The following is a 26787-nucleotide window of genomic DNA, read 5'->3' on the forward strand; positions in this document are numbered from 1 at the left end:
ATTCTTTAACTTTTCCCGTATTAAGTATTTCCGGGAGGCTATTTTTTTGAACCAGGTAGTAGGTATTAAGTATTAGGTACTAGTACTAGATAGAGGGTGTTAGTTGGTGCGTAAATATTTGAGAGCCGGGTAGTAGGAGGGCCGGGAGCCGGCGCTTGACCTTCGATTGGTGTTCCGGAATTCGAATTTTGCAACTCAATGTCGTTTGGTTAAGCAAAGAAGTATCTCTTCCTGTTGAAAAAGATATTGGCATACGTTAAAATAAAGCTATCCCTTAATTTAAAAGATTGCCCTCTCGGGACGAAATTTTGATATGCTATGGATACCTTGTTTCTTAACGAAACGACATTGATTTTGGAGTTTGGAATTTAATCCCGTTATGGCAGCATACAGGTAACTGTTCATGGACATAAAAAAGCGGCAAGTCGTATACGACCTGCCACTTTTGCTTATAATAAAGATCATAATCCTCTTCTGTTCATTTCTTTTTTGATAAGGCCGAGCTCCCGCCCGGTCTGGCCGGCTACCGAGGTATTCTCCTGAGCGCGGCGCATAAGGTAAGGCACCACATCTTTAACCGGTCCGTAAGGCAGGTATTTGGATACATTATAACCGGCGTCGGCCAGGTTGAAGGTAATGTTATCGCTCATACCGTACAGCTGTGACAGGTATACGTGCTTATTGCCAGGCGCGAGCCCTTTGCCCGTCATGATCTCCGCCGCTTTGTAGCAGCTGTTCTCGTTATGCGTACCTATGAACAGGGCCAGGCTGTCGAGATGATCCAGGCAATAAGCCACACCAAGATCGTAATCCCTGTCGGTGCTGGCTTTATCGGGCTGGATGGGGGAGGGGTAGCTCATTTCTTCCGCTCTTCGACGCTCTTTTTCCATGTAAGCGCCGCGCACCAGCTTGCCGCCCAGGGTATAGCCCTTCTCCATCGCCTTTTGATGCGAGGCTTTGAGGAAGGTCAGCCGGTCGTGCCGGTACATCTGGAAGGTGTTAAAGATCACGATGGCGCCTTTGTTGTACTTTTCCATCATAGCATCGGCCAGGTCATCGACAGGTTGCTGTATCCAGCTTTCTTCGGCATCGATGAGGATCATATTCCTGCAGCGGGCTGCCGCAGCGCAGATGCGGTCGATACGGTCCTGCACCCGTTTCCATTCTTCCTGTTCGGCCACCGACAGGGTATTGCCGGCGTCTACTTTTTCCAGCAATGCAAAGCGGGCAAAGCCGGTAATTTTTATAGGAATGAAGGGTATATTGTTCTGAGTGGCGGCATATTCGATAGCCTTAATGAATTCGGGAACGGCATGATCAAACTCTGCCTCTTCTTCTTTGCCTTCCACGCTGTAATCCAGAGCAACACCTACGCCATAGCGACCCAGCGTAGCCGCCGTCTGTGCTGCCTCCTCGATCGTTTCGCCGCCGCAGAACTGCTGGAATATGGTCTTCTTGACCATGCTTTTCACCGGCAGGTTCCAGCTCATGGCCAGCTGTGTGAGCCGCATGCCCGTTTTGGAGAGAAAGGGAGAGCTCATAGAGGAGAAAAGAAAATGAGCCCGTTTCAGCTCCTTGTTGTTCCGGTAACGGAAAGCGATCTCTGTATTATCGAAAGATAAAGGCATAGACAGAATGAGAAAAAATTGTTGGCAAAGATAGGATGGATTGCGTTGGTTTTGCTCAAAAAAGAAGTTCCGCAACCGGGCGGCTACGGAACTTCTTTTTTGACTTCGACAGGAGGTATTTATTTACCGCTCTTCGCTTTGGTGTCTTTAACGGGTTCGATCTTCTCGGGATTCAGCACACCCACAAGGCTACTTCCGCTGAACATCTTACCGGCCGTGCCTTTGATATCGGCAGCAGTCACTTTGGCCATCTCTTTATCGTAATTCAGGAAGAAATCCTTGCTGAAATCCCAGAAAAGGACCCTTTCCAACTGATCGCTCCAGTAGCCGTTAGTCTTCAGGCTTTCTTTACGCTTCTCAGTAATGGCCAGCTTTACTTTATCCAGGTCTTTCTGCTCAGGTCCTTTGGTACGGATATCCGCTATTTCTTCATCCGCTTTCTTTACAATGGGCTCTACGTTTTCGGGGCCGCAGGGGAATCCGCCCTGTATGGTAAAGTGAGGATAAGGGAACTTCGTCATATCGCCACTCATGCCGCCGCTGTACATAGCGCCCATCTGTTCCCTGATCTGCTCCAGTACTTTGATCGTCAGTATCTGGCCCACCATATCGGCTTGCAGATCGAGGCTTTCGGTATAAGGAACCTCGGCGTTGTACATAGTCATAACAAGGCTTTTCTGCTCCTGGCCTTTTTTGAAGTCCAGGCGGTTGCTGCCGGCTATCGGACGAAGGCCGTTATCCTTGAAAGCAGGCTTGGTGCCTTTAGTTGGCAGGCTGGCTATGTATTTTTCCAACAGGGGCTTCAGCGTATTTTCATCCACGTTACCCACGATGAAGAAATGGAAGCCATCGGCATTGCCGAATTCGCTTTTGTAGATATCAAGACAACGATCTACATTGATCTTTTCCAGGTCGGCAGCAGTAGGTACGGCTATGGGACGACGGGGATCGTTATGGTATACGAATTTAACAACGCTGTCGATAAAGGCGACCTGCGGATTGCTGCCCAGGAATTGTACCTGCATCTTCATGGTGCTGAGGAAACCGGAAAGCAGACCATCATCTTTGCGGGGTTCGGTCAGCTGCAAATACGTCAGCTGCATCAGTGATTCCAGGTCTTTTACAGAAGATTTGCCCTTCAGCTCAGAAGAAACGTCACCCATAGCAGGCGTCAGTTCCAGGGTCTTTCCCGAGAGGAAGTCAGTAAGGGCCGTAGGCGTAAATGATCCATAGCCCATTGACTCGATCACCTGGGACAGGAACTTGGTATTGGATTTATCCTCGGGGCCATAATTGCTGCTACCACCTTTTTTCACGGCAGTCATTATGATCTCATCACTTTTGAAATCGGTCTTTTTCACCGTTACCTTTACGCCATTGCTCAGGGTAAAGGTGGTTGCACCCAGCTCTTTATCGACAACTTCGCCTGTGATCTTTCCGGCAACGGGCTCTTTGTCCAGCAATTGCTTGGCCACCGTTTTTTCGGCATTAGCAGTTACTTTCTGCGACAGCGCCGCATCTACCATGTCTTTCAGCTCCATATCGGTAGGCAGCTTCATTTGCTTGCTGTCGGGACCTGTAATGAAAGTAAAGTACTCGCCGGTATTTTCTTTGGACAGCCATTTTTTAGACAATGCATTCACCTCATCTATCGTGATGCCGGGTATCAGGTCCTGGTAGTAGCGGTATTCATTTTCAATACCGGGTATAGGTTCCTGGTCGGTAAAATTGCGTACATACTCATCTATCAGACGTCCCGATTCGGTCGTGTTCCTTTCGTTGTATTGCTTTTCCACACCGCTAAGCACTTGCTTTTTTACGATCTCCAGTTCGGAGGCGGTAAAGCCAAAATCCCTTGCTTTAACCAGCTCGGCAATTGAAGTATTCACTGCTGTCTCCATACTGCCGGTCGGAATCGCAATCATACCGAAGCTTTCTTCGTTACGGATAAAGCTTTCCATATCGGCAGCGGCAATGGCAAAAGGAGGGTTGGCGCTTTGTGTCAGTTCCTGGTACCTGCGATTCAGCATAGAAGTAAACAGGCTCTTTACGATGTCTTCGCGATAATCGCCGATGGTCACTTGCTTCCTGGCTTTATGCGAAGAGAATACCAGCTGAAAACGATAGTTGGTGGCCTCTTTGTCGGTGATCACCAAGGCGGCGGACTGTGTATAGGCAGGCAGCCCAAAGTCTTTGCGCGGCCTGGGCTGCGCGGGGTTCTTCAGTCCGGCAAAGTGTTTTTTGATCAGCGCCTCGGCCTGATCTATTGTAATATCGCCCACCACGGCAACGGCCATCAGGTTGGGCCGGTACCAGTCGCGGTAGAAAGAACGGATGGCCTCAGGTTTGAAGGTTTTAAGGATATCATCTTTACCGATGGGCAGACGCTCGGCGTACTGTGAGCCGGCGAAAAGCTTGGGCAGGAATTTCTTTGACATGCGATCCTCGGCGCCTTTACCCGAACGGCTTTCCTCCAGCACGACGCCACGCTCTTCGTTAATGTCCTGCTCGGTAAGATTGGCGTTATGTGCCCAGTCTTCGATCACCTGGAAGCCACTTTCCAGGTTGCCCGGCTTGTCGGTGGGGATAGGCAGGATGTATACCGTGTGGTCAAATCCGGTTTCGGCATTCAGATCTGCGCCGAATTCCACACCGATCGACTGCAGGAAATCGACCAGCTTATTTTTGGGATAGTTTTTCGTTCCGTTGAAGTTCATGTGCTCCATGAAGTGTGCGAGACCTTGCTGATCGTCATTTTCCAGTATAGAACCGGCATCAACGATCAGGCGAAGCTCTACCTTCTTCTCAGGTTTGCTATTGGGGCGTATATAATAGGTAAGGCCGTTGGGCAGCTTGCCCATCTTCACTTTTGGGTCTACAGGCAGCTTGGCATCTGTTTTCGTTTGGGCCAGGGTTACCAGGGGGCTAAGGGTAGCACCTGCCATAAAGCAGGCCAAAGCCACACTGGAAAAGGTTTTTTTAAACATAAAAAGGGAGTTGATGAATAAATGCAAAAATAAAATACAGGGATCGCCAGCAATCATTCTTCTGCTAATTAATGTTAATCCCGGGGATCAACAATCAGCGGAAGACATGCCACCTGCATTGCCCCGTAAAGGTATAACCAATGGCTATTGCTGCTATAACCCTTTCAGGGTCATTTTTAGGAAATACCGGTTTTCCCTTAAGGCCTGACTGGCCGGGATCAATGATGTTTCCTGAAGGCTGCGGCTATTCTCCGGCAGGTGTCTTCGGGGCTATGGTAGTGGAAATCGGGAAACTGTTGCAGGAATTTTTGGTTGTTGTAAAGGTATTGGCTCTGTGCCGTACGGGCCGAGGCTTTGCTGATGGTGATCTCCTTACCGGCCAGCCTGCTCTTTAAGACTTCGGCGCGCCACACGATCTCCGACATCCAGGGGCTGGCTTCTTTAAAAGGCGGTTTGCGGCCCATGGCTTTGGCCAGAGTGGTAAAGATTTCCTTGTAGGAGAAATTGCCGGCGCTGATAATGAACCGCTCCTCACATATACTGCTGTCCATCAGCCGCACCATAGCGGTGGCTACGTCTTTCACGTCGACCCAGGAATTAACGCCTCTTGTGAACCAGGGGAATTCGTCGTATACGATTTGCGCCAGGCGCGCCGATCCTTTGGACCAGTCGCCTTCGCCCAGGATAATACCGGGGTTGAGGATCACAGCGTTCAGCCCTTCGGCCATGGCGCGCCATACTTCCATTTCGGCGAGGTATTTGCTTTCGGCATAAGGGGAATTACTTTTATGCTCTTCCCAGTGGGTTTCTTCGGTAATGAGGCCCGGTGCGCCATTGGCGGCAGCGGCACGGCCCAGGGCCGCTACGGAGCTCACGTGGACCAGCCGTTGTACACCGGCCTCCAGGGCAGCGTTCACGAGATGGGCTGTTCCTGCCACATTTTCCCGGATCATGCGGTCGCTCTTGGCAGGATCAAACGATACTATGGCGGCGCAGTGATATACTTGTGTTACACGCTCCATGGCTTCTGCCACGGCAAATACATCGAGCAGGTCGCAGGGCATCCAGCTGAGATTGGGATGATCGATATCCGGTTTACGGCTATGATACAAGCCCCTCACCGGCATCGGCCGTTGTGCCAATACTTCGAGTAAATGCTGGCCTAAAAACCCGCTGGCGCCTGTAACAAGTATCAAGGAGAACGCTGTTTGCTTTACACCGGCAGCCCGGTAAGTGTATTTGTATCAATAAAAAAGCGGGTCACCGGTTGGTTACCGGCGACCCGTCTCCATTTTATGCATTGGCCCGGAATTGCTTCAGAAAGCGTACATCGTTCTGGGAGTACAGCCTCAGATCATTGACCTGGTAACGGATCTGCGTAATGCGTTCCACACCCATACCAAAAGCAAAGCCGCTATATTTTTCGGGATCAATATCGAAATTGCGCAGCAGATCAGGATGCACCATGCCGCAGCCCAGTATCTCAACCCATCCGGTATGCTTGCACAGGCTGCAGCCACTGCCGCCACATACGGTGCAGCTGATGTCCATTTCGGCGCTGGGTTCTGTAAACGGGAAATAAGAAGGACGGAACCGCACACGCGTATGCTCGCCAAACATTTCGGTAACAAAGGCGTACAGCGTTTGCTTCAGATCGGCAAAAGAAACGTTCTCGTCTATATACAATCCTTCACACTGGTGGAAAAAGCAATGCGCCCTGGCGCTGATGGTCTCGTTCCGGTATACACGGCCTGGGCAAATCACCCTTACCGGCAGCTTGCCTTCTTCCAGTACCCTGGCCTGAACAGAGGAGGTATGGGTACGGAGCAGCCAGTCGGGATTTTGGGCTACGTAAAAGGTATCCTGCATATCCCTTGCCGTATGATCGGCGGGCATATTGAGCGATGTAAAATTGTGCCAGTCGTCCTCGATCTCCGGACCCTCGGCAACACCAAAACCCAGCTTCTCAAAGATCTCGACGATTTTATTCTCTACGATCCTGAGCGGGTGGCGGGTGCCCGGGGGGCGATCGGCGCCGGGTAGCGACAGATCGGCCAGTTGCATACCGGCTGTGCTGTTTTCCTGCAGGTGGCTAAAGCTTTCATAATGACCTTCAGCCAGCAGCTTAAAGGCATTCAACAGCTGACCCGCTTCTTTTTTCTGATCGGCGGGCACCTCTTTCATCCCGGCCAGCACCTCTTTTACAAGGCCCTTGGTGCCGAGAAATTTGATCCTGTAGGCCTCCAGCTCTTCTTTGGTTGCCGGTACGGTGGCTTTGATCTCCTGGGTTAACGCTTCAATTCGCGTTTTCAACGATTCCATAAGGCGACAAAGATAAGCTTCCGCCGGGATACGGGGAAGGCGGATGGCAAAATAGAAAGGGAAGTAGTTTACCGGGGTAGCTGCAGCTCTTGCCGGGCCATTTGCTTACGCTTCAGCTCCTGGTATTTTTTTTTGGCCAGGTGCCACATCAACAGGGCAAAAGCGAAAAAGCCGGCAGCAAACTTGAGCCAGGTATACAGAAAAGCATTACAATTGATTATATCGAAGAGCATTCCGAAAGAAAGCAGCCCTTTAAAGGCCAGCTTGAATGCAGCCACAAGCACAGGAACAATAGTACCCCATACAAGAGCCGTAAGGGTTACATAACGCCATTTCCCTCTGCCACGTCTTGTTTCCCAATCGTAAATATATTTCTCTTCGCGGGACAGCATGAACTCTGTATTTGCAGTCGCCCAAGCGGCGACCTGAAAGAATAATGATTTGCGTGGTGCTTTTGTTTAAATTTTAAAAATATAAATCTATATACAAGCAGCAAATCAGTAAACCTGCAAATCTAAGGGATTCGTTCAGTAAAGGTCCTGGCCATTTCCAGTATCCCATACAATTGCTCCAGTGGAAGATCCTGCTGCGGGTCCACCAGCAGGATCTTCATTTTTTTCCGCCCTTCGCTCAGCAGATCCGGGTGTGTAAGCATTTTTCCCTGCACAAGGCCCAGGTACGGCTGTCCCGACCCTTTCCGCGTCCAGAGATAACAAAACATCTTTCCTTTGTACGTATAAAAAGGCATACGGTATTTCCAGGCCTCGGCGATATGGGGATCAAACCGCAACAAGGCCGAACGGAGCGCTTGCATACAGCTTCTCGCCGGCTCTTCCATGCGCTCAAAATACTGGTCTATGGGACGTAGCATAACCGGGATTGGCTTTAATCTTTTACCGCTATAAAAATATCGACCTCAGCCGCTTCCTGGTCCTGCGCCGCGGCACCATACACTTCATAGTCGGCTGTATAGGCCCTATCCCAACCCGATTGCCATATCTGCATCCAGGCTTCGACAACAATGCCGTCTGCCAACCGGCCGGCAACGCTTACTTTCCGGTAAGCGCCGCCCGGTACTGTAATGCTCCTGTAGGGAGCGGGTATTGCTTCCGGAGCATCTGTACGGTAGCCGAGCACTACGGTATAAGGTTTTGTATGGTCGTCCTCATACGCCGTATAGACACAATAGATGTCGCTACCCGTAATACCGGGAATATCGGTAGCAGCAGCGGAAGACAAAAAACGGGCCCAGAGTGCGGGGATATCCCGCTCTGCTTTACCTGGATCGTTGCTGGTCCTGATCGATAATCCCGTTACGTGGAAAGATTCTTTTGCGTACGTCATGGTTTTGCTTTTTTACAAAGCTACAGGGCGTCTGCGTCAACCATATGTCAGGGGTGCTGCGCATTTTCCCGGCAAATGTCAAAATATTGTGCGAGGGTGAGCGCATGCGGTGCAAAATGTTCCTGCAGGGGATGCAAGGTGTGTATACGGTCGAGACGAAAGGAGCGGAAAGCATTTCTTAACCGGCACCAGGCCACCAATATCCAGTTCTCCTGTGTGCTGTACAGTGCAAAAGGCTCTACTATCCGTTCTTCCGGCGCATCAGGCCCTTCTGCTTTGTAGCGCAACCCTACTACCTGGAAATGTGTAAGCGCCAGCTGCAGGGCCGATAAATGGCTGCTGGTGCGCTCCGCCGCCGGGTTTTGCCGGAATACGGTACGCTCGGCCAGCAATGCCGAACGGGACCTGACCTGTTGCCGAAGTACCGCTTTAACGCGGGTCACCGCCTCTGTATAATCTCTTACCAGGGAGGCATCCCTGTTGGTGCGGATAAGCTGTTCTGCGGTGATCAGGGCATTGGCCTCCGTCTCGGTAAACATAACGGGCGGCAAAGTATAGCCTTCCATCAGCCGGTAGCCTTTACCTTCTTCTGCAAGCACCGGTACTCCGGCTGCTTCCAGCGCCCTGATATCGCGGTATACCGTTCGGATACTGATTTCGAACCGCTGAGCAACATATGCTGCCGTTACCAGCCTGCCCGACTGAAGCAACAGCAGGATAGCAGTGAGTCGGGCAAGTCGGGTCTTCTCTTCGGCCGGCATGGTCAATATTTACCGGGCTAGTGGGCCCTTACATAAAAATGAGGGGTATGGCTCTTACCCGTTAACCGCTCTTCTACTTCGACACCCGGAATGCTCTTGATGAGGTCCAGTAGCTTCTTATGACCAAAGTTGCGGGAATCAAAGTCGGGCTGTTTCTTCAGGATAAGGTTGCCCAGCACACCCAGAAACACCCAGCCGTCTTCTTCGGCCAGGTCTTGTATGCTGCCTATGATGAGCTTGTTCAATGCCTTGTTGCCTTTGGCTGCCGGCGCTCTTTCCTTTCCCTTTTTTGCGGTCTTCGCAGGTTGGGCAACTTCCGACTCTGCTATCTCTTTGGGCAGGATTTCGATATAGATAAATTTGTTGCAGGATGCTATAAAAGGCTTTGGCGTTTTCTTTTCACCCATACCAAACACCTGCTTGCCGGCTTCACGCAGGCGGGTAGCCAGCCGGGTAAAGTCGCTGTCGCTGGAGATAATGCAAAAGCCATCGACATTGCCGGTATACAGGATATCCATGGCGTCGATGATCAAAGCGGCGTCGGTCGCATTTTTGCCGGAGGTATAGGCATATTGCTGTATGGGCGTAACTGCATTTTCCAGCAGCACCGACTTCCAGCCGCTGAGCGTGGGTTTGGTCCAGTCGCCATAGATACGCTTGAAGGTGGGTGTGCCGTACTTGGCGATCTCTTCCAGCATCCCTTTGATATTGGAATAAGGCACATTGTCGGCGTCGATGAGTACGGCGAGTTTCAGCTCGTTGTCCATATGGTTTATTTTTTGAACAGCAGTGTAGACAAAGCTGTCATAAACAAATGTAGGTAAAAATAAGGCAGGGCAAAGGCCCTCATTCTTTCGTACTTTTGCAGCAATGTCGCATAACAACTATGATCAGGACCAGATCCTGGCCAACCTCAATATAGAAGCCCTGAACGAGATGCAGTTGGCGTCGATCGATGCCAACACGCAACACCGTGATGTGATCCTCCTTTCAGCAACGGGTTCGGGAAAAACACTGGCTTTCCTGCTGCCGGTGCTGAGCCGCCTGGATCCTGCAGAGAAGCATACGCAGGCCATGATCATTGCTCCCTCCCGGGAGCTGGCCATGCAGATCGAGAAAGTATTCAAGCAAATGGGTACCGGCTATAAGATCACTTGCTGCTATGGCGGTCATAAAAGGGAGATTGAAGAGAATAACCTGATACAGCCGCCTGCGGTGATTGTAGGCACTCCGGGCCGTATCGCCGATCATATACGAAGGGAAAATATCAAGACCGGCGCTATACGGACGCTGGTGCTCGACGAATTTGATAAATCGCTGGAGCTGGGCTTCCAGGAAGAAATGTCGGAAATTATAAGCGCTCTGCCACAGCTGGAAAAACGTATCCTCACCTCAGCTACAGATGCCGTCGATATTCCCGGTTTTGTAGGGCTCGATGCCGCGCAGGAGCTCAACTTCCTCGCAGACCAGGAAGACCGGGATAATGCGCTGGCCATAAAGGTGGTGCATTCGAGGGATAAAGACAAGCTGGACACTTTATTTGATCTGGTCTGTTACCTGGGCAACCGTTCTACCATTATCTTCTGCAACCACAGGGAATCTGTCGAACGTACCAGCGAGTTGCTATGGAACAAAGGCATTACCAATGAATATTACCATGGCGCCATGGAGCAGCGCGACCGCGATACGGCGCTGTGCAAGTTCCGCAACGGTTCGGCCAATATCCTGGTCACTACCGACCTGGCCGCCAGGGGACTCGATATTCCCAATATACGCTACATTGTCCACTACCATCTGCCACTTACAGAAGAGGTATACACACACCGCAACGGTCGTACAGCCAGGATGGACGCCAGCGGCACCGCCATACTGATCCTTTCTCCCGAAGAAAAGCTGCCGGCCTATATTCCGGCTGAGGAAACGGAGGAGATCGGACTGCAGGGTCCTTACGAGTTGCCGGAAAAGCCGAAGTGGACGACCTTATATGTTCCGTTGGGCAAAAAGAACAAAGTAAATAAAATAGATATCGTGGGCTTCCTCTCGCAAAAAGGGGAGTTGAAAAAAGAAGATATCGGCCTCATAGATGTCAAAGATTTCAGCACCTTTGTTGCCGTTCGCAAAGTAAAGGCCAGCCACGTGCTGCACCTGCTGAAGGATGAGCGGATCAAAGGAAAGAAAGCAAAGGTAGAGGTAGCCAAATAAAGAGCGCCTTTCTTAATAAGAAACAAAGGGCTGTCCGAATTGTGGACAGCCCTTCTTATGTGTAACGCGGCTGGTGTATTAATGGCGTACGACCAGTTTTTCAGTGGTGGCGCCTGTGGCAGTATTGATGCGCACAGTATAGCTTCCGCTGGCCAGGGAAGAAATATTCAACTCATGGCTGTTAGTACCGTAAGTTACGGGCACATTCAGTTTCTGACCGGTGAGTGTAAATACTTCGATGCTTTGCACACCTGAGGCATCCACATTCACTTTACCGTTGTTGGCGGGATTGGGGAATACTTTTACAGCGCCGGCGCCACCGAAGATCACCTGGGCAACCTTGCTGTAAGTGGCCTTGCCGTCCTTATCCAACTGCTTCAGGCGATACTGGTTCAAGCCGGGCAATGGTTTGCTGTCGGTAAAGCTGTATTCGAGCTTTTCGTCGCTGTTGCCGCCGATCGCCAGGCTGCGCTGGTAGCCGATCTTGGCAAATGCTTTACCATCGGCGCTACGCTCGATATCGAAACCCTGGTTATTCGTTTCCGAAGCGGTACCCCAGGTTACCAGTGCGTTGGCGCCGTCCCTGTTGGCCTCGATATGGGTAAAGGTTACCGGCAACACTACGCCGCCAAGACCTACTGTACTGATCGTAGGGGTATTGGACAGACCAACAGAGTTAGTCCCGTTGCCGTAGAAACGGGTAGTCTGATCGGTAGAGTTGGCGCCATCAATAGATACATAGAATTCGGTCGCATCATTGGCCCCGGCCGAACCAGGTGTGCCGTCAAAGAACCTGCCCACGAGTTCGACATTGGATGTGCCCACGCCGTTGGCAAAAGTTACATTGAAGGCATTCAGCTCGCCACCGACGGGGATAGCTACGGGATTGCCTCCGTTAATCACGGCAGAAACGTCATAGTAATGGAAGGTATTTTCGGTATAGGGAGCCGGATAGGTAATGCTGCCGGGAGTTGCCATCAGGCTGGTGGCAGTCAGCGTAGGATTACCTGCGCCCTGATCGGGTATCCGGATACCGAAGCGCATGCTGACAAGGTTGCCGGAGATGGCAGCAGCTGTATTATTCTTGATTCTTACAATCACGGAATTGGGTGTAGCGCCGTTGATCAGTGTACCCTGTATGCCCTGAGCGTCGGCAAAAAGCGGGGTTAAGGCAAGGGTAGATAAAAATAGAGATATTCTTTTCATACAAGGAGACATTAAATGGTTAAGCATTATGATTGGTGGTAAAAGTAAATTTTGGGTATACTCTCTTTTTGAATAGGGTAACAAGACCTTCCCACCCTTAAGCGGTGGAAGGTCTTGTTACCCTATTTATTGCTGTAGTATCGATAGCATATGAAACAGTTATTGCTCTGTCTTTTGCTTTGCAAGACCTTATTTCTTTTGCTCAAATATGGTAATGAATTCGCTTCCGCCCAGGTTGAGCAGCAGCGCATCGCGATCGTTGCCGCTACCATTGAAACGTACATTGCCGTCCAGGTTCACATCAACAGGCGTGTACACATTGAATATGGTCGATGCCTCGTTACCTCCAAGGTACTGGAGTATCACGTCGCGGTCGTTGGTAGCACCGTTGAACCGGGTGTTACTGTTGCTGTTGGCGTTGCCACCACGCATAGCCGTATGTCCGTTGAGTGTTATAAAGGCATTGGCATCGCCAAATAAGGTAGCATCGGTTGCGCTAGTGAAATCGAATAAATTGTCACCGGCAACATATGGCGTAAGATTGCTGCTCAAGGCCAGGTGATTCCGGTGTCTGATCGTAAGGAAATAAGAGCCCGATAGCGCTTTCATTACCACGGGTTGTGTTTTGTCCAGGTTGGCCAGGTTACCATTTTCCAGCACAAATACTGCTTTACGGTCTACCAGGTTACCGGCAGCATCTTTCAACTCGAGAAGCATCCAATCCACGATATCGTTATTGGCCAAAGTTGAAGTGAATATTGCCGGGGATACTGTTTCGGTACCGGGGTAGTTGAATGGCGGAACATTATAAGGTTGGCTGGTAGCATTGGCCGCGAGTATTGCAGCCCATGTAGCGGTTACGTCTCTGTTGCGGTTGCCGTCGAAGGTACCCTGCAGGTAGGCGATCGGGCTGAAGGAGACACAATTGCCATTGGTACCGGTAACGGCTACCGGTATGCGGGCTGACTCAACACCGGGGCAGGTAGAGGTGGTAACATAGAAGTTGACGGTAACATTGTTGGCCGGAACGGTCATATTATAGGCCGTATCGGTGCTTACTACCGTACCGGCGTCGTTATACCATTTGTAATTGGTACCGGCCTTCACGTTAGCGACCGCGAGATGCATAGCAGTACCAGGGCAGCTGGTCACCGGAGGTACCGGTACTATAGGCGCCGGGGGTACCCGCTCAACACCATACAGCTCTATGAACTGGGACACCGAAATATTGGCCAGTTGCTGGTAGGTAACGCGGATCTCATCGTACTGCATATTCTGTGCAGCAGAAGTATCCACTTTCAATTGGAATACGGCTGGTATATTGTTGCCGAGGTTCAGCGTAATGAGCGCAAGCAACTGGGCATTCAACAGACCGCTGAAGCTGGAGCTGCTAACGAGGGTATCGTGGCGGTAAGCGTCAATAGTCATAGTATTGAGCACATTGGCCGAAAGCAGGCTTTGCGGGAATCTCAGCCTCAGCTTTACCTGGTCGCCCGGCTTGGATAAGTTGGAATAATGGATGCTCTGGCTAAATGTAGAACCTAAAGCGACAGTGGCTACGCCATATCCGAAAGTAGAAGCGGTAGCGGTATCATTGTCAATCGCGAGCTGCGTGTTCTTCACCGGCAGACCATCGGTACCGGTCAGCACGCCCAGCGTAGCGCCGGTTGCATCGTAAGAAGTAGTGACAAAAGGATTGCAGGGGTCGTAGGCGCCGCTCAGATAGAAGGCATCCTGCATCTTAAGCGTATAGCTGGAAGCAACCAGGCCTCCGGTAAAGACGCTTACACGTATCCTACTATAGGAAATACCTGCGCTTGCCCTGAAAGTAATGTAAGATTGGCCGCTGGCGTCTTTTACGAAATTGAAGCGACCCTGAGAAAACACCCGGGTGCCTACGCCGCCAGAATTATAGTTGACCACCACAGTCCCGGCATTGTTTTTGATAGCTACTTCTATACGCTGGTTACCCAGCAGGCCGGTTACCAGGTTACCCAGTGTGCCGCCTGCGAGCACCGAAAGCAGGCCTTGTGCCGTATCGTCCTGTACGGGTACGTAAATGGTAGCGCCATCCGGCACATCGGCGGAAAAACCAACTTCCGCAAAGCTGCTCTTTTGTGAGAGCAGGCCTAGCAACACTGTTTGGGCTTGCAGTGTAGCGGAGGTGGCGAGTATGCCGTCGGAAGCATTTGCAAAGTCGGGAACATCGAAGGTTGTGGGAATAAGGCCACCGCCATTACTATGCGCGATGGCGTTCGTTGCATAGTTTCGGGTGAGTTGCGCATTTGCAAAGAATGGGCTTGATAGAAGGGCGAGCAGTACTGACGCGAACAGTAGTCTATCCCATAAGTGTAGAGTTTTCTTTTTCATTGCCAGTTAGCGTTTTTTACTTTGGTTAAAATGGATACGCGGTAATATTTATATAGGGTTTTGGCTTATGCCTAAAACATTACATCCTGTCGGTATACATAGCAAAGTTCAGCGCCTTTCCTTAAATGAGGATTATTAGTTATACTAAATTAAATTAGAGCTTACCACTAATTTTAACGACAATCTCATAGAATTACTATACAAGTACTAGTAAATATACTAGCTACAATTCAAATATTTTGCTTTATATTGCAATAATTATAACATAATTGAGTTTCATTTTCAGGCATTATGTTTTACAAAGTATCCAATTATCATATTACAAACCCTGGTGCATTTTTTATCCTTTTCCGGGATCAACCTGGTGATTATCAGGATGCGGGAGAAGCATAAAGTATAGCCACTAGTATAAATCATATCCATAGCACTAAAAAATAATATAATGATTGAGATTCTTATTGTCGACGATCATCCGATCTTCCGGCTCGGATTAAAAGAATTTTTAAGTCAGAAAAGTCAATTCAAAATTGTGGGTGAAGCCGGTACCGGGGAAGATGCCATAGCATTGGCCCGCGAGCTGAACCCACATATAGTGATTATGGATACAGATATCCCAAAAACCAACGGGATCGATGCAACCAATCAGATCTTAAAACAAAATCCGGCGGTCAGGGTCATTGCCCTCTCTCATTTCGACGACGATAGTGAGGTGATGGAAATGTTGAAGGCCGGTTCTAAAGGACTGATTTTCAAATCGGGCGACATTGAAGAGGTGATCCAGGCAGTCGAAAAAGTAGCAGCGAATGAAGAGTTCTATTCCAAAGAGGCCGTAGAGGTCATCATCAACCGTTTTGCCCGTGGCAATCCGGAAGTAAAAACCTTACTGAAGATACCGGGCTTTTCCGACCGTGAAATGGATATCATTAAACTGGTTTGCCTTCAAAAGACAGCCAAAGAAATAGGTCATCTTTTATTTATCAGCGAAAAGACCGTAGACTTTCACAGGCAAAAGATCATTGAGAAAATGTCTGTAAAAAATATCATCGGCCTGGTACTCTATGCTATTAAAAACGGATTGGTCAACATCAACGATTTAGAGCTTACACAGTAGTTTTACACCGCCTTACTATAATTTTACTATTCCCGGGGCTACGTTACGAGTGTCCCCGGGATTATTTGTGTTTTCACCGTAATTCTACCAGTATAAAACATAAGGCAACGGCTTTATCCGGGCCCCGGATAAATTAAACCTGACCTTTGTTGATTATCAGCATAAAATATTAGTCTAACCGAAGCCTTTACGGAATTTTGCCCTTTTCTTTTTCAATTGAGATTAGGCGCTTCTCCAGGGTGGTGCTGTTGTTCTATAATTTTTATTCATGAATATTTTGCTGATCGACGGGCATCGCTTGTTCTCTGATGCGCTCAGGTACCGGTTGCTTGCCCAGCCCGATATCGGGAAAGTGTATATCAGCGATGAGCTTTGCTTTTCCCTTGAACCTTATCTCTCCGGTATCGACATTGTGGTCTGCGATATGAACGAGCCCAGGATGAGTGGCTTGCAGGTAATTGATACGTTACGCCGGAAGCTGCACCAGGCGCGCATCGCAGTAATTTCCGGCATCAGCAATCTGCCCACCATAAAGCAGGCGCTGACAGCGGGCGCCGACGCCTTTATTTCCAAAAATGCAGATACGAAGGAACTGATCGAGGCCATTTATACCATAAGATCGGGCAAACGGTTTATCAGCCAGAGCTTACGGATGCATTTCCTCAATGCCGCCTATAAGGAGGAGCACCACGAATTATCGCTGACCAACAAGGAAAAGAATATCGTGCGGGAGCTTTGCGCAGGTCATACCATTAAGGACATAGCCCGGGAAATGGGTGTCAGCACGCATACCATACAATATCACCAGCGCAATATCCTGCGTAAGCTTAACCTGAGCCGCACCGCCGATCTCATTGTCTATGCCGTAAGAAACGGTATCTATTCCGGGTCTTCGGGCAGTTGAGCTATGCCATCAAAGCGGACAGCCAGGTAGGCCCGGGCCTCTTCTGGCCGCAGCGCGGCAAAATTGCGGTAACGATGATGTACAGATACGATCTCGGCAAGCGCTTTTTGCACCACCTGGTTGTTGTCCCATTCCAGCAAGGCGCTCGCTACTTGTTCCAGACAACCTTTTTTATAGGCAATCTGCCCTATCACATGGACCAGTGTATTCCGCACCCTTGCGGTCTCGTCCCATTGAAGCGCCTGTAGCAGGGGTAGTATGTCGCCGGGATGCGTTCTTCCTCTCAGCTCGATGCCGTGACAGATCTCCCGGCGGATCTCCTTATCGGGATGGTGCAGGTATTCGCGGGCCCAGGCCAGCACAGGCCCGGGATTCACCGCTCCCATTTTTTTTATCGATCCGATAACGGCATTGCGTACGACGTGCGCAGGGTCAAATAGTCCCTGGTCGAAGAGAGAGCGCATGCGCTCAAATTCTGTTTTTCCTATTTCTCCGGCCGCGTTGACTGCTGTTTGCCGTACTTTATCGTACGGATGCCCCGCCAGCCGCTGCAGAAGACTGGTAATAGTGTCCTGCTGATCGGGTACGGCGGCATAAATGCGGCCGGTCGCTGTGTAGGCAGTCTTCCGTATGTAAGTGTCGTTATCGGAAAAATAAAGTACAAGCAGCACCATATCGTGCTGCAGGAAAGCCTCTCGCATCTGCCGGCCGATATCGGCGGCCAGTGCGGCGCGTTCCTTCTTCTCAAGGTCGTAGAAAGCCATAGGGTGTAATACGCGGCAAAAATAAATGGATTAAAGGAATTCGCGGATCCGGACCAGCCTGAGCAGCGCGATGTCAGCACAAGACGATAACCGGTAACTCCCCTCCTGCATGGGGGCCGGTCTATGGTCATCGCTTTGCAAAAGTAAACGCCGGTTCGGGGCGAACCGGCGTTCTTTTTCACCGCTGATAGGGTTTGCGACGCCAGGCCCAAAGGCCCGGGCTCTTTCTTGTCGCTAACTGCTGATGCAATAACAGGATCAGCGGCGTACTTACTTTTTTGAACCAATCCATTTTAACCAGATCATCCGATCAAAACAGGAAGTCAAATGTCCGAAATCCGCGCCAAACCAACAATCCCCATTTTACACGGGGTACCAACGTGGGGTTTGAAAATCCATCGGACCAAGCTACTTTGCGGCCGTAAAAATGCGTTTTGGGAAGATGAACGATATAATCGTCCTGCTGTTGTCGGGATGCTTGCTGATGCTGATACTGCTGCTGCTGGCCTCCTGGCGACGCCGGCAGAAAGAATTAAGAGACAGGAAATTGGAGGCGCCATGGAAAAGTGAGCAGCATTATGAGCAGGTACTGCTACGCAGCCGGCTCGAAGTGCAGGAGCAGGCGCTGCATCATGTCAACAACGAGATCAAGGATAATATAGGGCAAGTGCTCAGCGGTGTCCAGATGAAGCTCGCCGCGCTTTCCGAAAGGATGGGCGTAAACCAAGAAGCAGATACTTTCTCGGAGGTTGTTTCAGGTATGGGAAAGTCCATCAGCGACCTGCGTAAGCTGGGAACCCTGCTCGATCCGCCTACCATCGAGAAAATAGGCCTGCTTGATGCTATAGAAAAAGAACTGGCTTTTGTTTCTTTAATTTACAACCTTCAATGTACCTTTACCTATAGCGAGCATTTACCGGGGCTAAACGTAGAGCAGGATCTGCTGCTGTTCCGCATCCTGCAGGAGTCCGTCATTAATGTACATAAGCATGCCGCAGCGACGGCGGTCAATATCCACATCAGCTACGCCGGAGGAATACTGAGCCTGCTGATCGCCGACAATGGCCGCGGGATGGACTATGAAACCAGCTTTGGCAGGGGTTCGGGACTGCGGCATATACAAGAACGGATAAGATTGCTCGACGGCAGCTTCGATATCATTAGCCAACCTGGTGAAGGTACTACCCTGGTACTCACCTGTAAACTGAAACATGAGTAAACAACCAAAGATCACCATCGCCATTGCCGACGACCATACGATCATGCGCAATGGTCTCGCCGAACTCATCAAAACAATGGGCGCCTACGAGGTAGTGCTCCAGGCCCACAACGGCCGTGAGCTGCTTGAGCTGCTGCAAACCACCACAATTGTCCCCGACATCTGTATTCTCGATATTAATATGCCCGAGCTGAATGGCTACGAAACCACCGCTCAGCTGAAGCAACACTATCCTTCCATAAAGGTCATGGCCCTTTCTATGTTCGACAATGAATTCAGCATCGTACGCATGCTGCGCTCCGGCGCCAAAGGCTTCCTGCATAAAGGAGCCGACCCCGACGAGTTGTCCAATGCGTTGCAAACCCTGCATACTGAAGGTTATTTCCATACCGAACTGATGCTGATCAACTCCCTGAGGAAATCAAACAACTGGCAGACGATCAATATTACCGACCGGGAAACCGAATTCCTGAGATACTGCTGCTCCGATCTATCGTACAAAGAGATCGCCGACCTCATGAAGGTGAGTCTCCATACCGTTCATGGTTACCGCGACGCGCTCTTCTTAAAGCTGCGGCTGAAAAGCAGAACGGCATTGGCCATCTACGCACTGCGTACCGGCGTCGTTACCGATTAACATCCTTCAGGGTATACCAGCGCCACAGGTTGCCATTTTCTTCAAACCGGGAAACCAGTTGCATGCCCAGCTTCTCTATGATACGGGCAGAAGCCACATTGCCCTCCATCACCGTAGCATGCAACTCCTGCAGGCCCATTGTGGCGAAACCGTAGTCACAGCAGGCTTTTGCCGCTTCGAAGGCATAGCCCTGCTGCCAGAAGGCAGGCAACAAGCGATAGCCGATATCATGGTAGCCGGTCCTGCCGTTGGTTTCCTTATCATTCACCCATTTGATACCGCACCAACCAAGAAAGGCGCCGTCTGCCTTACGTATCATCGCCCAACGCCCAATCCCGTTAGCAGTGTATTGTTGCTGTATGTAGGCGATCACAGCCGCCGCTTCCTCAAGGCTGTTTATTGATGTGCCGGGCAGGTAACGTAGCACATCTGCTGCCGTATCCAGCTTCAGGATATGTGCCGCATCGTTTCCGTTCAGGCTACGCAATCCTAATCTTTCGGTTTCCAGATGATATTCCATAGCTGCTGTTTTACCCGCACGAAAATAACATGAAAAGAGCAGACCCTTTTTCGTGTTATCGCCGCAAACAGCTGTCTATTGCGTTACTGTTTCCGGTGCCGGCATCATTTCGGTAGCGACACCGATCCTGTTCCAGCCATTAATGATGATGGCAGCCATGATCACTTCTGCCACATATTGTTCACCCAATACAGCAATGGCATGCTCATAGGTTGCGTCGGATACCCGTTGATGGATGAGCGTTACTTCTTCAGTGAGCGCGAGTACCGCCTTTTCTTCTTCGGTAAAAAAGGACGTATCGCGCCATATGCTCAGGACATATAAACGCTGCTCCGTTTCGCCCAGCCGGCGGGCATCGCGGCTATGCATATCCACGCAATAGGCGCAGCCATTGATCTGTGAAGCCCTTATCTTGATCAGCTCTTTGTGCTGCGGCTTGAGGCTGGTTTGCTCCAGGTAGCGCGCAAAACCGGCCATCGCTTTATAGCCTTCGGGAAGTACAGTGGGAATCTTGATCCTTTCTTTCATATAGACTCGAATTTTTTACAGGACAAAGGTCGTATCGTCCTGTTTCAAAAAACTTAATCTATTCCAAGAAATGGTGCTCAGGCCTTACGGGCCCTGATCTTGCTGAGAAATTCGGGTGTAAAGCCCAGGTAAGAAGCCAGCATATATTGCGGCACGCGCTGTACGAATTCGGGAAAGGAATTATTAAAATGATGGTAGCGTTCTTCTCCCGAAAAATCGGATAGATACCGGTTCCGTTGCTGTTCCGCCGCGGCAGAACGCAGGAGCACCAAACGGAAATAACGTTCAAGGGCCGGGATTTGCTGCAGTAAAGCATCTTCCGTACGCCTGTCCCATAGCACAACTGCTCCGGTTTCTACAGCCTGCAGGTAATACCCGGAAGGTTGCCCGCCTACGTAGGCCATGAGATCGGTGATCCACCAGCCATCAATACCAAACTGCACCGTGTGCTCTATGCCTTTGTCGTTAACATAGTACAGGCGGCAGCATCCTTTGCTGACAAAATAGTTATACGGACACAGACGGCCTTCTTCCAGTAAATGCTCTTTTTTCTTCACCTCACGAAGGGACAGCGCGCCGGAGAGCAGAACTTTGTCCTCCTCCCGCAGCTTGATGTACCGCTCCATATGTTGAAAAAGCGCTTCCATCGATTATGGTATAGTCCAGGTCTTAAAAGGATGCCGGGCAAGCACAGCATTAAAATAGCGGGCATCGTGGGTCACTTCATCGGTTACCCATTCCGGTTTGGTAAACAATGCATCCTCTGTTTCCAGCTCCAGCTCGGCTACAATCAGGCCCTCGTTATCACCAAGAAATTCATCGACCTCCCAGGTATGGTCCTCGTGGTCGATTGTATATCTTCTCTTACGAATACTGTTCAGCGCAAATGCCTGTAGCAGCTCTCCCGCAGTTGCCACCGGGATGCCACATTCAATCTCCGTACGGGATGCGCCGTTGGTAAGGCCTTTGACGGTGAGCCATGCAGTTTCGCCGGCGATCCTTATTCTTACCGTTCTTTCCGGATCGGTAGTAATATAGCCTTGCTCCAGCATTGCTGCCTGCGGCTTGGACAAGGCCTGCCAGCGGTCCGCGTCAACCAGGAATTTTCTTTCGATTTCGATCGCCATACAATTCAAGGCAAATTACAACTAATCTCCACCATAATGCCGCCCGGCATGTGAAAATAAAAAGCGAAGCTGCTGCGGATATGGGCCGGCACCCTGCTTATTGCCACACCATCGCCGAGCAGACGGTCGTAGAGCGCTGTAACCGCCTGGGTATCGTCCAGGATAAAACCGAAATGGAAATCGGCAGGGTAGGGGTCTTCTCCGGGTCTTGACGTGGTCAGCACCAGGATAAAGTTACCGGCGCCCTCCAGCACGGCGATCTTGTCACCCTTCATTTGCAGAAGCGTGAAATCGAAATAACGGGTAATAAAAGTTGCTGTCTCTGCTACATGGGCAACAGACAGGCTAAGATGATTCAATATCATAATAATAAACGAACGTTCGTTCTTTTTTGTTTGAAAAATTTTTTTTGGCTACCCCGGCATAAAATAAAGCAATCCGGTCCCCGGGCTTATTCGAAGGAGCTATTTATAACGCAAGGCTACGACAAGCACGGCAACGGTAACAGAGACAAGCATCGGGATAGTTACCGAATTTTTACCGCATCAGCGCCTTCAGCACCAGACGGAAGGCATGCTTCAGTTTATGATCTGTGAGCGCAAAAGATTTACCGGCCATGTTGCTTTGCCCCATATGGAACTTAAGCAGGGTATAAAAAGGCCCGTAAGCCAGCGACCAGAACACTTCCGGCGGCAGCTCGGCAATCTCGCCCCGCTGCTCCGAGCGCTGCACAAACTCCTGCATGGCGCTACGGAACTGGTTTTCGCGAATATCCTTATGACGGATCAAAGGCGAGTTCCGGAACTGCTCCGAGAAAAAGAAATGGAGCGGATACTCCCGCGCATAACGGTATCGGTTCTTCCATTGCAGCCACAAGCCCTCCTCAAAACCCATCCCCGGATCGAAGCCCTTCAGGGTTTCCCTGTTGAAGATATCCTCAACATAATAGAACAACTTGTTCAACAGGTCTTCCCGGCTATCGAAATAGATATAGATGGTGGACGGAGATATCTCCGCCGCTTTGGCCAGCTTTTGCATGCTGAGCCCATGAAAACCTTCGGCCACGATCATGGCGATAGCCTGTTCCCTGATGGCCGTTTCTTTATTGTAATCTTTTGCTCTCACGATGCAAAGATAAACGAATGTTCGTTCTTTTAAAATTTTTTATTTGCAGCCTCTTTTTCCAGTGAAAGATACTTTGCTAAAAGATGTTGTGAAGCATAGCCAACAGCCGGCAGTTCCCTGATCATCTTTCTACCAGGAACATCCTACGAATCTTTTGGACCTTGGCCGTAATGATAAGCCTTAATGTGTAATTAGTACTTGGCAGTTGGCAAATTCCGGATCCCGATGTTGCCGCGGATCCAATTTTCGTTTGTGGGGAAAATATACCTTGGAATACCGTGCTCATCCTTTGCGCCCTTGGCGTATTGCTTAGCGACCTTTGCGGTTAATGATAAGCCTTAACCATAATTGGTAGTTGTAAATCCAATTTCGTTCGTCTATACCTGGCGGTTAATTACAAACGCTAACACGTGGATCAGTTGGTCCATATCATACCTTGCGGATTGATATTGCGATGATATTTCTGCGCATCTCCGAAATTGCCAAAATCCATTCGCTCGCCCAGTATGATCTCTTTATAAGCCTGGTACATTTGTCTTGCCGAGATCACCGGCTGCATGCCACCCACACCCGTACACATGCCGGGTATAGCAACCGATGCTATACGGGGTTCCTTTACCGCGGCAATAAGGGCCGCCTTCATAGCCAGGTAAGCATTTACCGAGGTGTCGATATTGAAATTGGTGGGTATACGCATCGTCGGTGCTGAAATGATAAGGGGTACTTTGGCATCGCCGGTTTCCAGCAAGAGGCTTTGCCCCACCAGCAACTCTCCTTCGGGCAAGGCTTTAATGCGGGCCTGCAACTCTTTTTCGATATGCCAGCCAAAGCGTTCAGACAAGGCATAATCAAGACCGCCATCCATGAAGCCGAAAGAATTGGCAGGGCTCACAATGGCATCGCAGGAGAGCTGTGTAATATCTGTTTCCAGGATACGGACGTTTTCCGCTTCTTTGAAAAACATATTCCAGGCTTCTGCAAGATTAGCCGCGATGGCACATAACAGGATATTCATACGCGCGTAATTATGGGATCACCGTTTTTGGGAGGGAAAGAGGAATCGGTTGTATTGCTCTATGGCGCTGTCCAGCTGCTTACGACGCGTTGCAGGTAACTGTTCGAAGGACTCTGTGGCTACCGCGACTGAATCTTTTTTAATGCTGCGCTTCCAGGTTCCCCGTACTTTACCATCCACAATAATCGTATTGCTGAATAAAGGATTGTCCCGCGATATAGTATGGTCTTTCTCCTGGCTCATCAGCAAGGCACGGTCGGCATAAGCTACGGTATACTCGTCATAATTGGGCAATAGGTAGACTGTGGTTTTGGCAACCGGATCAAGAGCAGGAGGAATAAACCAAAAATCCTGTCCGCCAAAGCTTACCTTTTCCATCTCCTTTACGATCTGCCCGATACCTTTCCGGGCCTGCGTCAGACTGAGCCCGCTCCACCAGGAAAAATCCTTTTCCGTAGCCGGGCCATGGCTCTGAAAGTAGCGCCGGGCGAGCATCGCCAGCGCTTCGTCATTGTCTATAGTCGCAACAGCAGGGACGCGCTCTTCCAGCAGGGCATAACCAATCTGCTTTCCGATGCGGGGACCATTGCAGATAAGGCCCTCCAGCTCGGCATGCAGCAGTATATGCGTCAGCCGCAGATCGTCGGTATTGATGCCGGCTTTGGTAAATACCGTTTTGATACCTGTTCTATCGAGATGTTTGCCGTGCAATATACGCTCCAGCACTTTATGCGCTTTGGTAAAGATCTTCTGATCCAGTTCCGCTTTGCGATAATAGGTCTGGGCATAGGCATGGATACGGGGCGCCGTGAGTTGCAGCATCCAGCGGACATCGGCGGGAGCGACCAGGTGCCAGGTAGGCCGCAGCACATGCGTGCGTATCAACTCGCCGGATTCGAGCGCCGCTTCTATAAGTGCATCATCTGCCGATGGCAACCTTACGCCCAAGGCCCATTTGCACATGGCATAGTCCTGCGCCTGTACAGCACCCATCCAGGATACCAGTTCCTGAGCCGATCCAACCGCTGGTTGCAGCAGGCGCTGGGATTGCAGGCGGTATCGTAAAAGTTCTTTTTGGTTCATAGGCAATGGCCCTCCCGGAGTACTAAGATAAGGAACTCGCCGGCATTGGCTTACTTACCGGACCACCACATTTTTCAACAGCCGGCTTTGCCGGACAAAGGCAAATGATCTTCCGCCAAATTGATGAATTTCGTAATTATAGCAAACAACTTGGATCCACACACCATAATAACGCCTGTTTCCGATCCAAAGCCAGGAATTGGTAAGAGGCGGGGCGCCGACATTACAAGCAACTGTTCCCCCGGAGGGCCCGACAATATTGGTATATACCAATCTCATGTTGCTGTCATAGACAGTGAGATAAGCCGAATTAGCATGTCGCAGATTGCTGTTGTCGAAGGTAAAGCTAAAGTTGCTACTGGCCGGGATCGTATCGGGAAGGGTACCCGTAAATTGCGGAAAGGTAGTGTCGACTAACTGGCTGATGGCCGATATAGGCGCATTTCCGGCAGCCGACCAGGTATTGCTTCCGGCAGCATGCCACAGCAGAGGATCTGTATTCATATAGAAAGCATGCGGCGGGTCGTATAAGAGGGAAACGCCATTCAACTGCACATCACCGGCATAGGTTCCGATACGTCCGTTGGTGCCACGAAAAGTAGCGGTATTCCACATTTTATCTTCGATTACGACCATCGATGTGCTGTCCCGTAATATTCTCCGCTCGCGGTCAGCAATAAACACGCCCGTTACCGGGCTGATATAGGTTGGATAAGGAAGGTTTGGTTTTGTACCCATGAGACCGTCATAGTCAAAGGGAATAGGTACATCGCCAACAGTCGAATCTACCGGTTCCGGAGGAAGGATATCGGCTTGTTTTTTGCTACAACCAGCAAAAAACAGGCCGGACAACAGAAGCACAATGACATGTTTCGTTTTCATGGATAGTGATGTTATTTGTATCCATAAAAACGAAATCACAGTCAATGTATTGCCTATTTATTATCGCTCCCAGAAAAAAGGTGGCTGGATACCCAATGCGCGCAGGTATACATAGGCTTCGCCGCGGTGATGGATTTCATTATCGATGAAGTAAAGCAGCGAAGCATATACCTTATTTTCATACTGGCCAAAAGCCTTCTCCACTTCGTGAAAACGTCCTGGCTTTATCTGCGGCCAATAGGTATTAATGATCTCGGTTACTTCATCCCAGAGCTTTATGATACCGGCTTTGTCTTTGGGAAAAGCATCATCATCGCCGTGCATCAGTGTTTTCCATTCGCCGGTGGCGATACCCCTTACACCGCCTGCAGCGATATCGATGAGCTCATGCAGCATGGCTGCGAAAGTGCGCATACCGCCTATCGAAAACGTAAAGAGCTGGTCTTCGGGGAAGGCTTCGATTGTCTTGCGGGTAAGGCCGCGGTGGCCTTGCCAATGCTGGAGCATTTCCTCGGGTGTTATCATAATCGTCGGCATCGTAGTTGCGGTTGCTGTGTTGTTTTCCATGTTGTGTCTTTTTTATTTTGATAGTACAAAGTAAGGGCGTGGTACTGACAACCCTATGGCAGTCCCTTTCGGGCGCCCGGAGAAATTTTTTCCTAAATCCTCAATCTGGAAATTATCTATAGAAATGGGCTAAGATTGCAAATAGTCGATTCTGTAATAAACGAACATTCGTTCTTTTGAAATTTTTGTGTCAAAAGCCCTTTTCCCATGGCTACTTTTATTCAAACCTTTACGTTATCTCTGGAGGGGTTACAGACCGGCCTGTCCGGCAAGCCAGCCGGCCTAGCTACTGGTTTATAAATGTCTCTATCTATTACTACAGACATTTTGCTCCGTAGGAGCAAAATTAGGGTTGCTTGTTTCTTTGTCTACAGACATTTTGCTCCTACGGAGCAATGGCAGGGTTGCTTGTTTCTTTGTCTACAGACATTTTGCTCCTACGGAGCAATGGCAGGGTTGCTTGTTTCTTTGTCTACAGACATTTT

26 protein-coding genes and 1 pseudogene are annotated in these 26787 nt (G+C 50.0%); 5 read left to right on the forward strand and 22 right to left on the reverse strand.

What is annotated here, in order from left to right:
- Positions 1-461 precede the first annotated feature (461 nt).
- The 9 genes from DZK30_RS09980 to DZK30_RS10020 all read right to left on the reverse strand — a co-directional run bounded on the left by DZK30_RS09980 (position 462) and on the right by DZK30_RS10020 (position 9809).
- Positions 462-1628: a proline dehydrogenase family protein gene (locus tag DZK30_RS09980; RefSeq protein WP_118973980.1), complete on the reverse strand. Its 1167-nt coding sequence runs from the start codon at positions 1626-1628 to the stop codon at positions 462-464.
- A 119-nt stretch (positions 1629-1747) separates the two neighbouring features.
- Positions 1748-4615 (reverse strand): M16 family metallopeptidase, encoded by a 2868-nt coding sequence (locus DZK30_RS09985; protein ID WP_162902999.1) that lies wholly within the window; start codon positions 4613-4615, stop codon positions 1748-1750.
- Between the two features lie 218 nt (positions 4616-4833).
- Positions 4834-5811 carry an NAD-dependent epimerase/dehydratase family protein gene (locus DZK30_RS09990; RefSeq protein WP_118973982.1) on the reverse strand — a complete coding sequence of 326 codons (978 nt, stop codon included), beginning with the start codon at positions 5809-5811 and terminating at the stop codon, positions 4834-4836.
- Positions 5812-5908: 97 nt separating this feature from the next.
- A complete protein-coding gene (pheS, locus tag DZK30_RS09995; protein WP_205529406.1) occupies positions 5909-6937 on the reverse strand; it encodes a phenylalanine--tRNA ligase subunit alpha in 1029 nt (342 codons plus the stop codon).
- A 68-nt stretch (positions 6938-7005) separates the two neighbouring features.
- A complete protein-coding gene (locus DZK30_RS10000; RefSeq protein ID WP_118973983.1) occupies positions 7006-7329 on the reverse strand; it encodes a hypothetical protein in 324 nt (107 codons plus the stop codon).
- A gap of 122 nt (positions 7330-7451) precedes the next feature.
- Positions 7452-7808 (reverse strand): DUF1801 domain-containing protein, encoded by a 357-nt coding sequence (locus DZK30_RS10005; RefSeq protein ID WP_118973984.1) that lies wholly within the window; start codon positions 7806-7808, stop codon positions 7452-7454.
- Between the two features lie 14 nt (positions 7809-7822).
- Positions 7823-8281: a GyrI-like domain-containing protein gene (locus tag DZK30_RS10010; RefSeq protein ID WP_118973985.1), complete on the reverse strand. Its 459-nt coding sequence runs from the start codon at positions 8279-8281 to the stop codon at positions 7823-7825.
- Between the two features lie 47 nt (positions 8282-8328).
- Complete coding sequence (locus DZK30_RS10015; RefSeq protein WP_118973986.1) at positions 8329-9042, reverse strand: helix-turn-helix transcriptional regulator; 714 nt, start codon at positions 9040-9042, stop codon at positions 8329-8331.
- Positions 9043-9059: 17 nt separating this feature from the next.
- Entirely contained in the window at positions 9060-9809 is a 750-nt protein-coding gene (locus DZK30_RS10020) for an NYN domain-containing protein (protein ID WP_118973987.1), read from the reverse strand.
- Between the two features lie 103 nt (positions 9810-9912).
- Between DZK30_RS10020 and DZK30_RS10025 the strand changes: the two genes are divergently transcribed.
- On the forward strand, positions 9913-11244 hold the full coding sequence (locus DZK30_RS10025; RefSeq protein ID WP_118973988.1) for a DEAD/DEAH box helicase: 1332 nt from the start codon (positions 9913-9915) through the stop codon (positions 11242-11244).
- 78 nt (positions 11245-11322) lie between these two features.
- Here DZK30_RS10025 and DZK30_RS10030 read toward each other — a convergent pair whose 3' ends face one another.
- Together DZK30_RS10030 and DZK30_RS10035 are read right to left on the reverse strand one after the other, a co-directional pair.
- Complete coding sequence (locus DZK30_RS10030) at positions 11323-12450, reverse strand: T9SS type A sorting domain-containing protein (protein WP_162903000.1); 1128 nt, start codon at positions 12448-12450, stop codon at positions 11323-11325.
- A 951-nt stretch (positions 12451-13401) separates the two neighbouring features.
- Positions 13402-14820, reverse strand: a pseudogene (locus DZK30_RS10035) (immunoglobulin domain-containing protein); the annotation flags it as partial.
- Positions 14821-15262: 442 nt separating this feature from the next.
- Here DZK30_RS10035 and DZK30_RS10040 point away from each other — a divergent pair.
- Positions 15263-15931 (forward strand): response regulator transcription factor, encoded by a 669-nt coding sequence (locus DZK30_RS10040; RefSeq protein WP_118973991.1) that lies wholly within the window; start codon positions 15263-15265, stop codon positions 15929-15931.
- 268 nt (positions 15932-16199) lie between these two features.
- Positions 16200-16835, forward strand: a complete 636-nt coding sequence (locus DZK30_RS10045) for a LuxR C-terminal-related transcriptional regulator (protein WP_118973992.1) — start codon at positions 16200-16202, stop codon at positions 16833-16835.
- Here the strand turns inward: DZK30_RS10045 and DZK30_RS10050 are convergent.
- Positions 16811-17599 carry a HEAT repeat domain-containing protein gene (locus DZK30_RS10050; protein ID WP_118973993.1) on the reverse strand — a complete coding sequence of 263 codons (789 nt, stop codon included), beginning with the start codon at positions 17597-17599 and terminating at the stop codon, positions 16811-16813. The two genes, DZK30_RS10045 and DZK30_RS10050, sit on opposite strands and share 25 nt — an antisense overlap.
- A gap of 442 nt (positions 17600-18041) precedes the next feature.
- On the opposite strand from DZK30_RS10050, the gene DZK30_RS10055 reads away from it, so the two are divergent.
- Both DZK30_RS10055 and DZK30_RS10060 read left to right on the forward strand, forming a co-directional pair.
- Entirely contained in the window at positions 18042-18818 is a 777-nt protein-coding gene (locus tag DZK30_RS10055) for a sensor histidine kinase (protein WP_162903001.1), read from the forward strand.
- Positions 18811-19455 carry a response regulator transcription factor gene (locus tag DZK30_RS10060; protein ID WP_118973995.1) on the forward strand — a complete coding sequence of 215 codons (645 nt, stop codon included), beginning with the start codon at positions 18811-18813 and terminating at the stop codon, positions 19453-19455. Before DZK30_RS10055 ends, DZK30_RS10060 begins: the two co-directional genes overlap by 8 nt.
- Here the strand turns inward: DZK30_RS10060 and DZK30_RS10065 are convergent.
- The 10 genes from DZK30_RS10065 to DZK30_RS10110 form a co-directional block, all read right to left on the reverse strand.
- Positions 19445-19975 carry a GNAT family N-acetyltransferase gene (locus tag DZK30_RS10065; protein WP_118973996.1) on the reverse strand — a complete coding sequence of 177 codons (531 nt, stop codon included), beginning with the start codon at positions 19973-19975 and terminating at the stop codon, positions 19445-19447. The two genes, DZK30_RS10060 and DZK30_RS10065, sit on opposite strands and share 11 nt — an antisense overlap.
- A 75-nt stretch (positions 19976-20050) precedes the next feature.
- Positions 20051-20503 (reverse strand): carboxymuconolactone decarboxylase family protein, encoded by a 453-nt coding sequence (locus DZK30_RS10070; RefSeq protein ID WP_118973997.1) that lies wholly within the window; start codon positions 20501-20503, stop codon positions 20051-20053.
- 77 nt (positions 20504-20580) lie between these two features.
- Positions 20581-21150 carry a Crp/Fnr family transcriptional regulator gene (locus DZK30_RS10075; RefSeq protein WP_118973998.1) on the reverse strand — a complete coding sequence of 190 codons (570 nt, stop codon included), beginning with the start codon at positions 21148-21150 and terminating at the stop codon, positions 20581-20583.
- 3 nt (positions 21151-21153) lie between these two features.
- The gene (locus DZK30_RS10080; protein ID WP_118973999.1) at positions 21154-21630 is read right to left on the reverse strand and encodes a CYTH domain-containing protein; all 477 of its coding nucleotides are present in this window, start codon (positions 21628-21630) and stop codon (positions 21154-21156) included.
- Between the two features lie 5 nt (positions 21631-21635).
- The gene (locus tag DZK30_RS10085) at positions 21636-21995 is read right to left on the reverse strand and encodes a VOC family protein (protein ID WP_118974000.1); all 360 of its coding nucleotides are present in this window, start codon (positions 21993-21995) and stop codon (positions 21636-21638) included.
- 172 nt (positions 21996-22167) lie between these two features.
- The gene (locus DZK30_RS10090) at positions 22168-22755 is read right to left on the reverse strand and encodes a TetR/AcrR family transcriptional regulator (RefSeq protein ID WP_118974001.1); all 588 of its coding nucleotides are present in this window, start codon (positions 22753-22755) and stop codon (positions 22168-22170) included.
- Positions 22756-23170: 415 nt separating this feature from the next.
- A complete protein-coding gene (locus DZK30_RS10095) occupies positions 23171-23770 on the reverse strand; it encodes a macro domain-containing protein (protein WP_118974002.1) in 600 nt (199 codons plus the stop codon).
- 18 nt (positions 23771-23788) lie between these two features.
- Positions 23789-24853 (reverse strand): winged helix DNA-binding domain-containing protein, encoded by a 1065-nt coding sequence (locus DZK30_RS10100; protein ID WP_118974003.1) that lies wholly within the window; start codon positions 24851-24853, stop codon positions 23789-23791.
- Between the two features lie 54 nt (positions 24854-24907).
- On the reverse strand, positions 24908-25735 hold the full coding sequence (locus DZK30_RS10105; RefSeq protein ID WP_118974004.1) for a hypothetical protein: 828 nt from the start codon (positions 25733-25735) through the stop codon (positions 24908-24910).
- 60 nt (positions 25736-25795) lie between these two features.
- A complete protein-coding gene (locus DZK30_RS10110) occupies positions 25796-26302 on the reverse strand; it encodes a DinB family protein (protein ID WP_118974005.1) in 507 nt (168 codons plus the stop codon).
- Positions 26303-26787 lie beyond the last annotated feature (485 nt).

The organism is Taibaiella koreensis (assembly GCF_003545715.1).
GTDB classification, from domain to species: Bacteria; Bacteroidota; Bacteroidia; order Chitinophagales; family Chitinophagaceae; genus Taibaiella; species Taibaiella koreensis.

Coding starts and splice junctions, on each gene's coding strand:
- DZK30_RS10015 (WP_118973986.1), bottom strand. CDS start 9,042: ATGCCGGCCGAAGAGAAGACCCGACTTGCCCGACTCACTGCTATCCTG.
- DZK30_RS10030 (WP_162903000.1), bottom strand. CDS start 12,450: ATGAAAAGAATATCTCTATTTTTATCTACCCTTGCCTTAACCCCGCTT.
- DZK30_RS10005 (WP_118973984.1), bottom strand. CDS start 7,808: ATGCTACGTCCCATAGACCAGTATTTTGAGCGCATGGAAGAGCCGGCG.
- DZK30_RS10055 (WP_162903001.1), top strand. CDS start 18,042: ATGAACGATATAATCGTCCTGCTGTTGTCGGGATGCTTGCTGATGCTG.
- DZK30_RS10040 (WP_118973991.1), top strand. CDS start 15,263: ATGATTGAGATTCTTATTGTCGACGATCATCCGATCTTCCGGCTCGGA.
- DZK30_RS10050 (WP_118973993.1), bottom strand. CDS start 17,599: ATGGCTTTCTACGACCTTGAGAAGAAGGAACGCGCCGCACTGGCCGCC.
- DZK30_RS10020 (WP_118973987.1), bottom strand. CDS start 9,809: ATGGACAACGAGCTGAAACTCGCCGTACTCATCGACGCCGACAATGTG.
- DZK30_RS10075 (WP_118973998.1), bottom strand. CDS start 21,150: ATGGAAGCGCTTTTTCAACATATGGAGCGGTACATCAAGCTGCGGGAG.
- DZK30_RS09980 (WP_118973980.1), bottom strand. CDS start 1,628: ATGCCTTTATCTTTCGATAATACAGAGATCGCTTTCCGTTACCGGAAC.
- DZK30_RS10080 (WP_118973999.1), bottom strand. CDS start 21,630: ATGGCGATCGAAATCGAAAGAAAATTCCTGGTTGACGCGGACCGCTGG.
- DZK30_RS10085 (WP_118974000.1), bottom strand. CDS start 21,995: ATGATATTGAATCATCTTAGCCTGTCTGTTGCCCATGTAGCAGAGACA.
- DZK30_RS10070 (WP_118973997.1), bottom strand. CDS start 20,503: ATGAAAGAAAGGATCAAGATTCCCACTGTACTTCCCGAAGGCTATAAA.
- DZK30_RS10095 (WP_118974002.1), bottom strand. CDS start 23,770: ATGAATATCCTGTTATGTGCCATCGCGGCTAATCTTGCAGAAGCCTGG.
- DZK30_RS10065 (WP_118973996.1), bottom strand. CDS start 19,975: ATGGAATATCATCTGGAAACCGAAAGATTAGGATTGCGTAGCCTGAAC.
- DZK30_RS10025 (WP_118973988.1), top strand. CDS start 9,913: ATGTCGCATAACAACTATGATCAGGACCAGATCCTGGCCAACCTCAAT.
- DZK30_RS09985 (WP_162902999.1), bottom strand. CDS start 4,615: ATGTTTAAAAAAACCTTTTCCAGTGTGGCTTTGGCCTGCTTTATGGCA.
- DZK30_RS10110 (WP_118974005.1), bottom strand. CDS start 26,302: ATGGAAAACAACACAGCAACCGCAACTACGATGCCGACGATTATGATA.
- DZK30_RS10000 (WP_118973983.1), bottom strand. CDS start 7,329: ATGCTGTCCCGCGAAGAGAAATATATTTACGATTGGGAAACAAGACGT.
- DZK30_RS10105 (WP_118974004.1), bottom strand. CDS start 25,735: ATGAAAACGAAACATGTCATTGTGCTTCTGTTGTCCGGCCTGTTTTTT.
- DZK30_RS10060 (WP_118973995.1), top strand. CDS start 18,811: ATGAGTAAACAACCAAAGATCACCATCGCCATTGCCGACGACCATACG.
- pheS (WP_205529406.1), bottom strand. CDS start 6,937: ATGGAATCGTTGAAAACGCGAATTGAAGCGTTAACCCAGGAGATCAAA.
- DZK30_RS10045 (WP_118973992.1), top strand. CDS start 16,200: ATGAATATTTTGCTGATCGACGGGCATCGCTTGTTCTCTGATGCGCTC.
- DZK30_RS10100 (WP_118974003.1), bottom strand. CDS start 24,853: ATGAACCAAAAAGAACTTTTACGATACCGCCTGCAATCCCAGCGCCTG.
- DZK30_RS10010 (WP_118973985.1), bottom strand. CDS start 8,281: ATGACGTACGCAAAAGAATCTTTCCACGTAACGGGATTATCGATCAGG.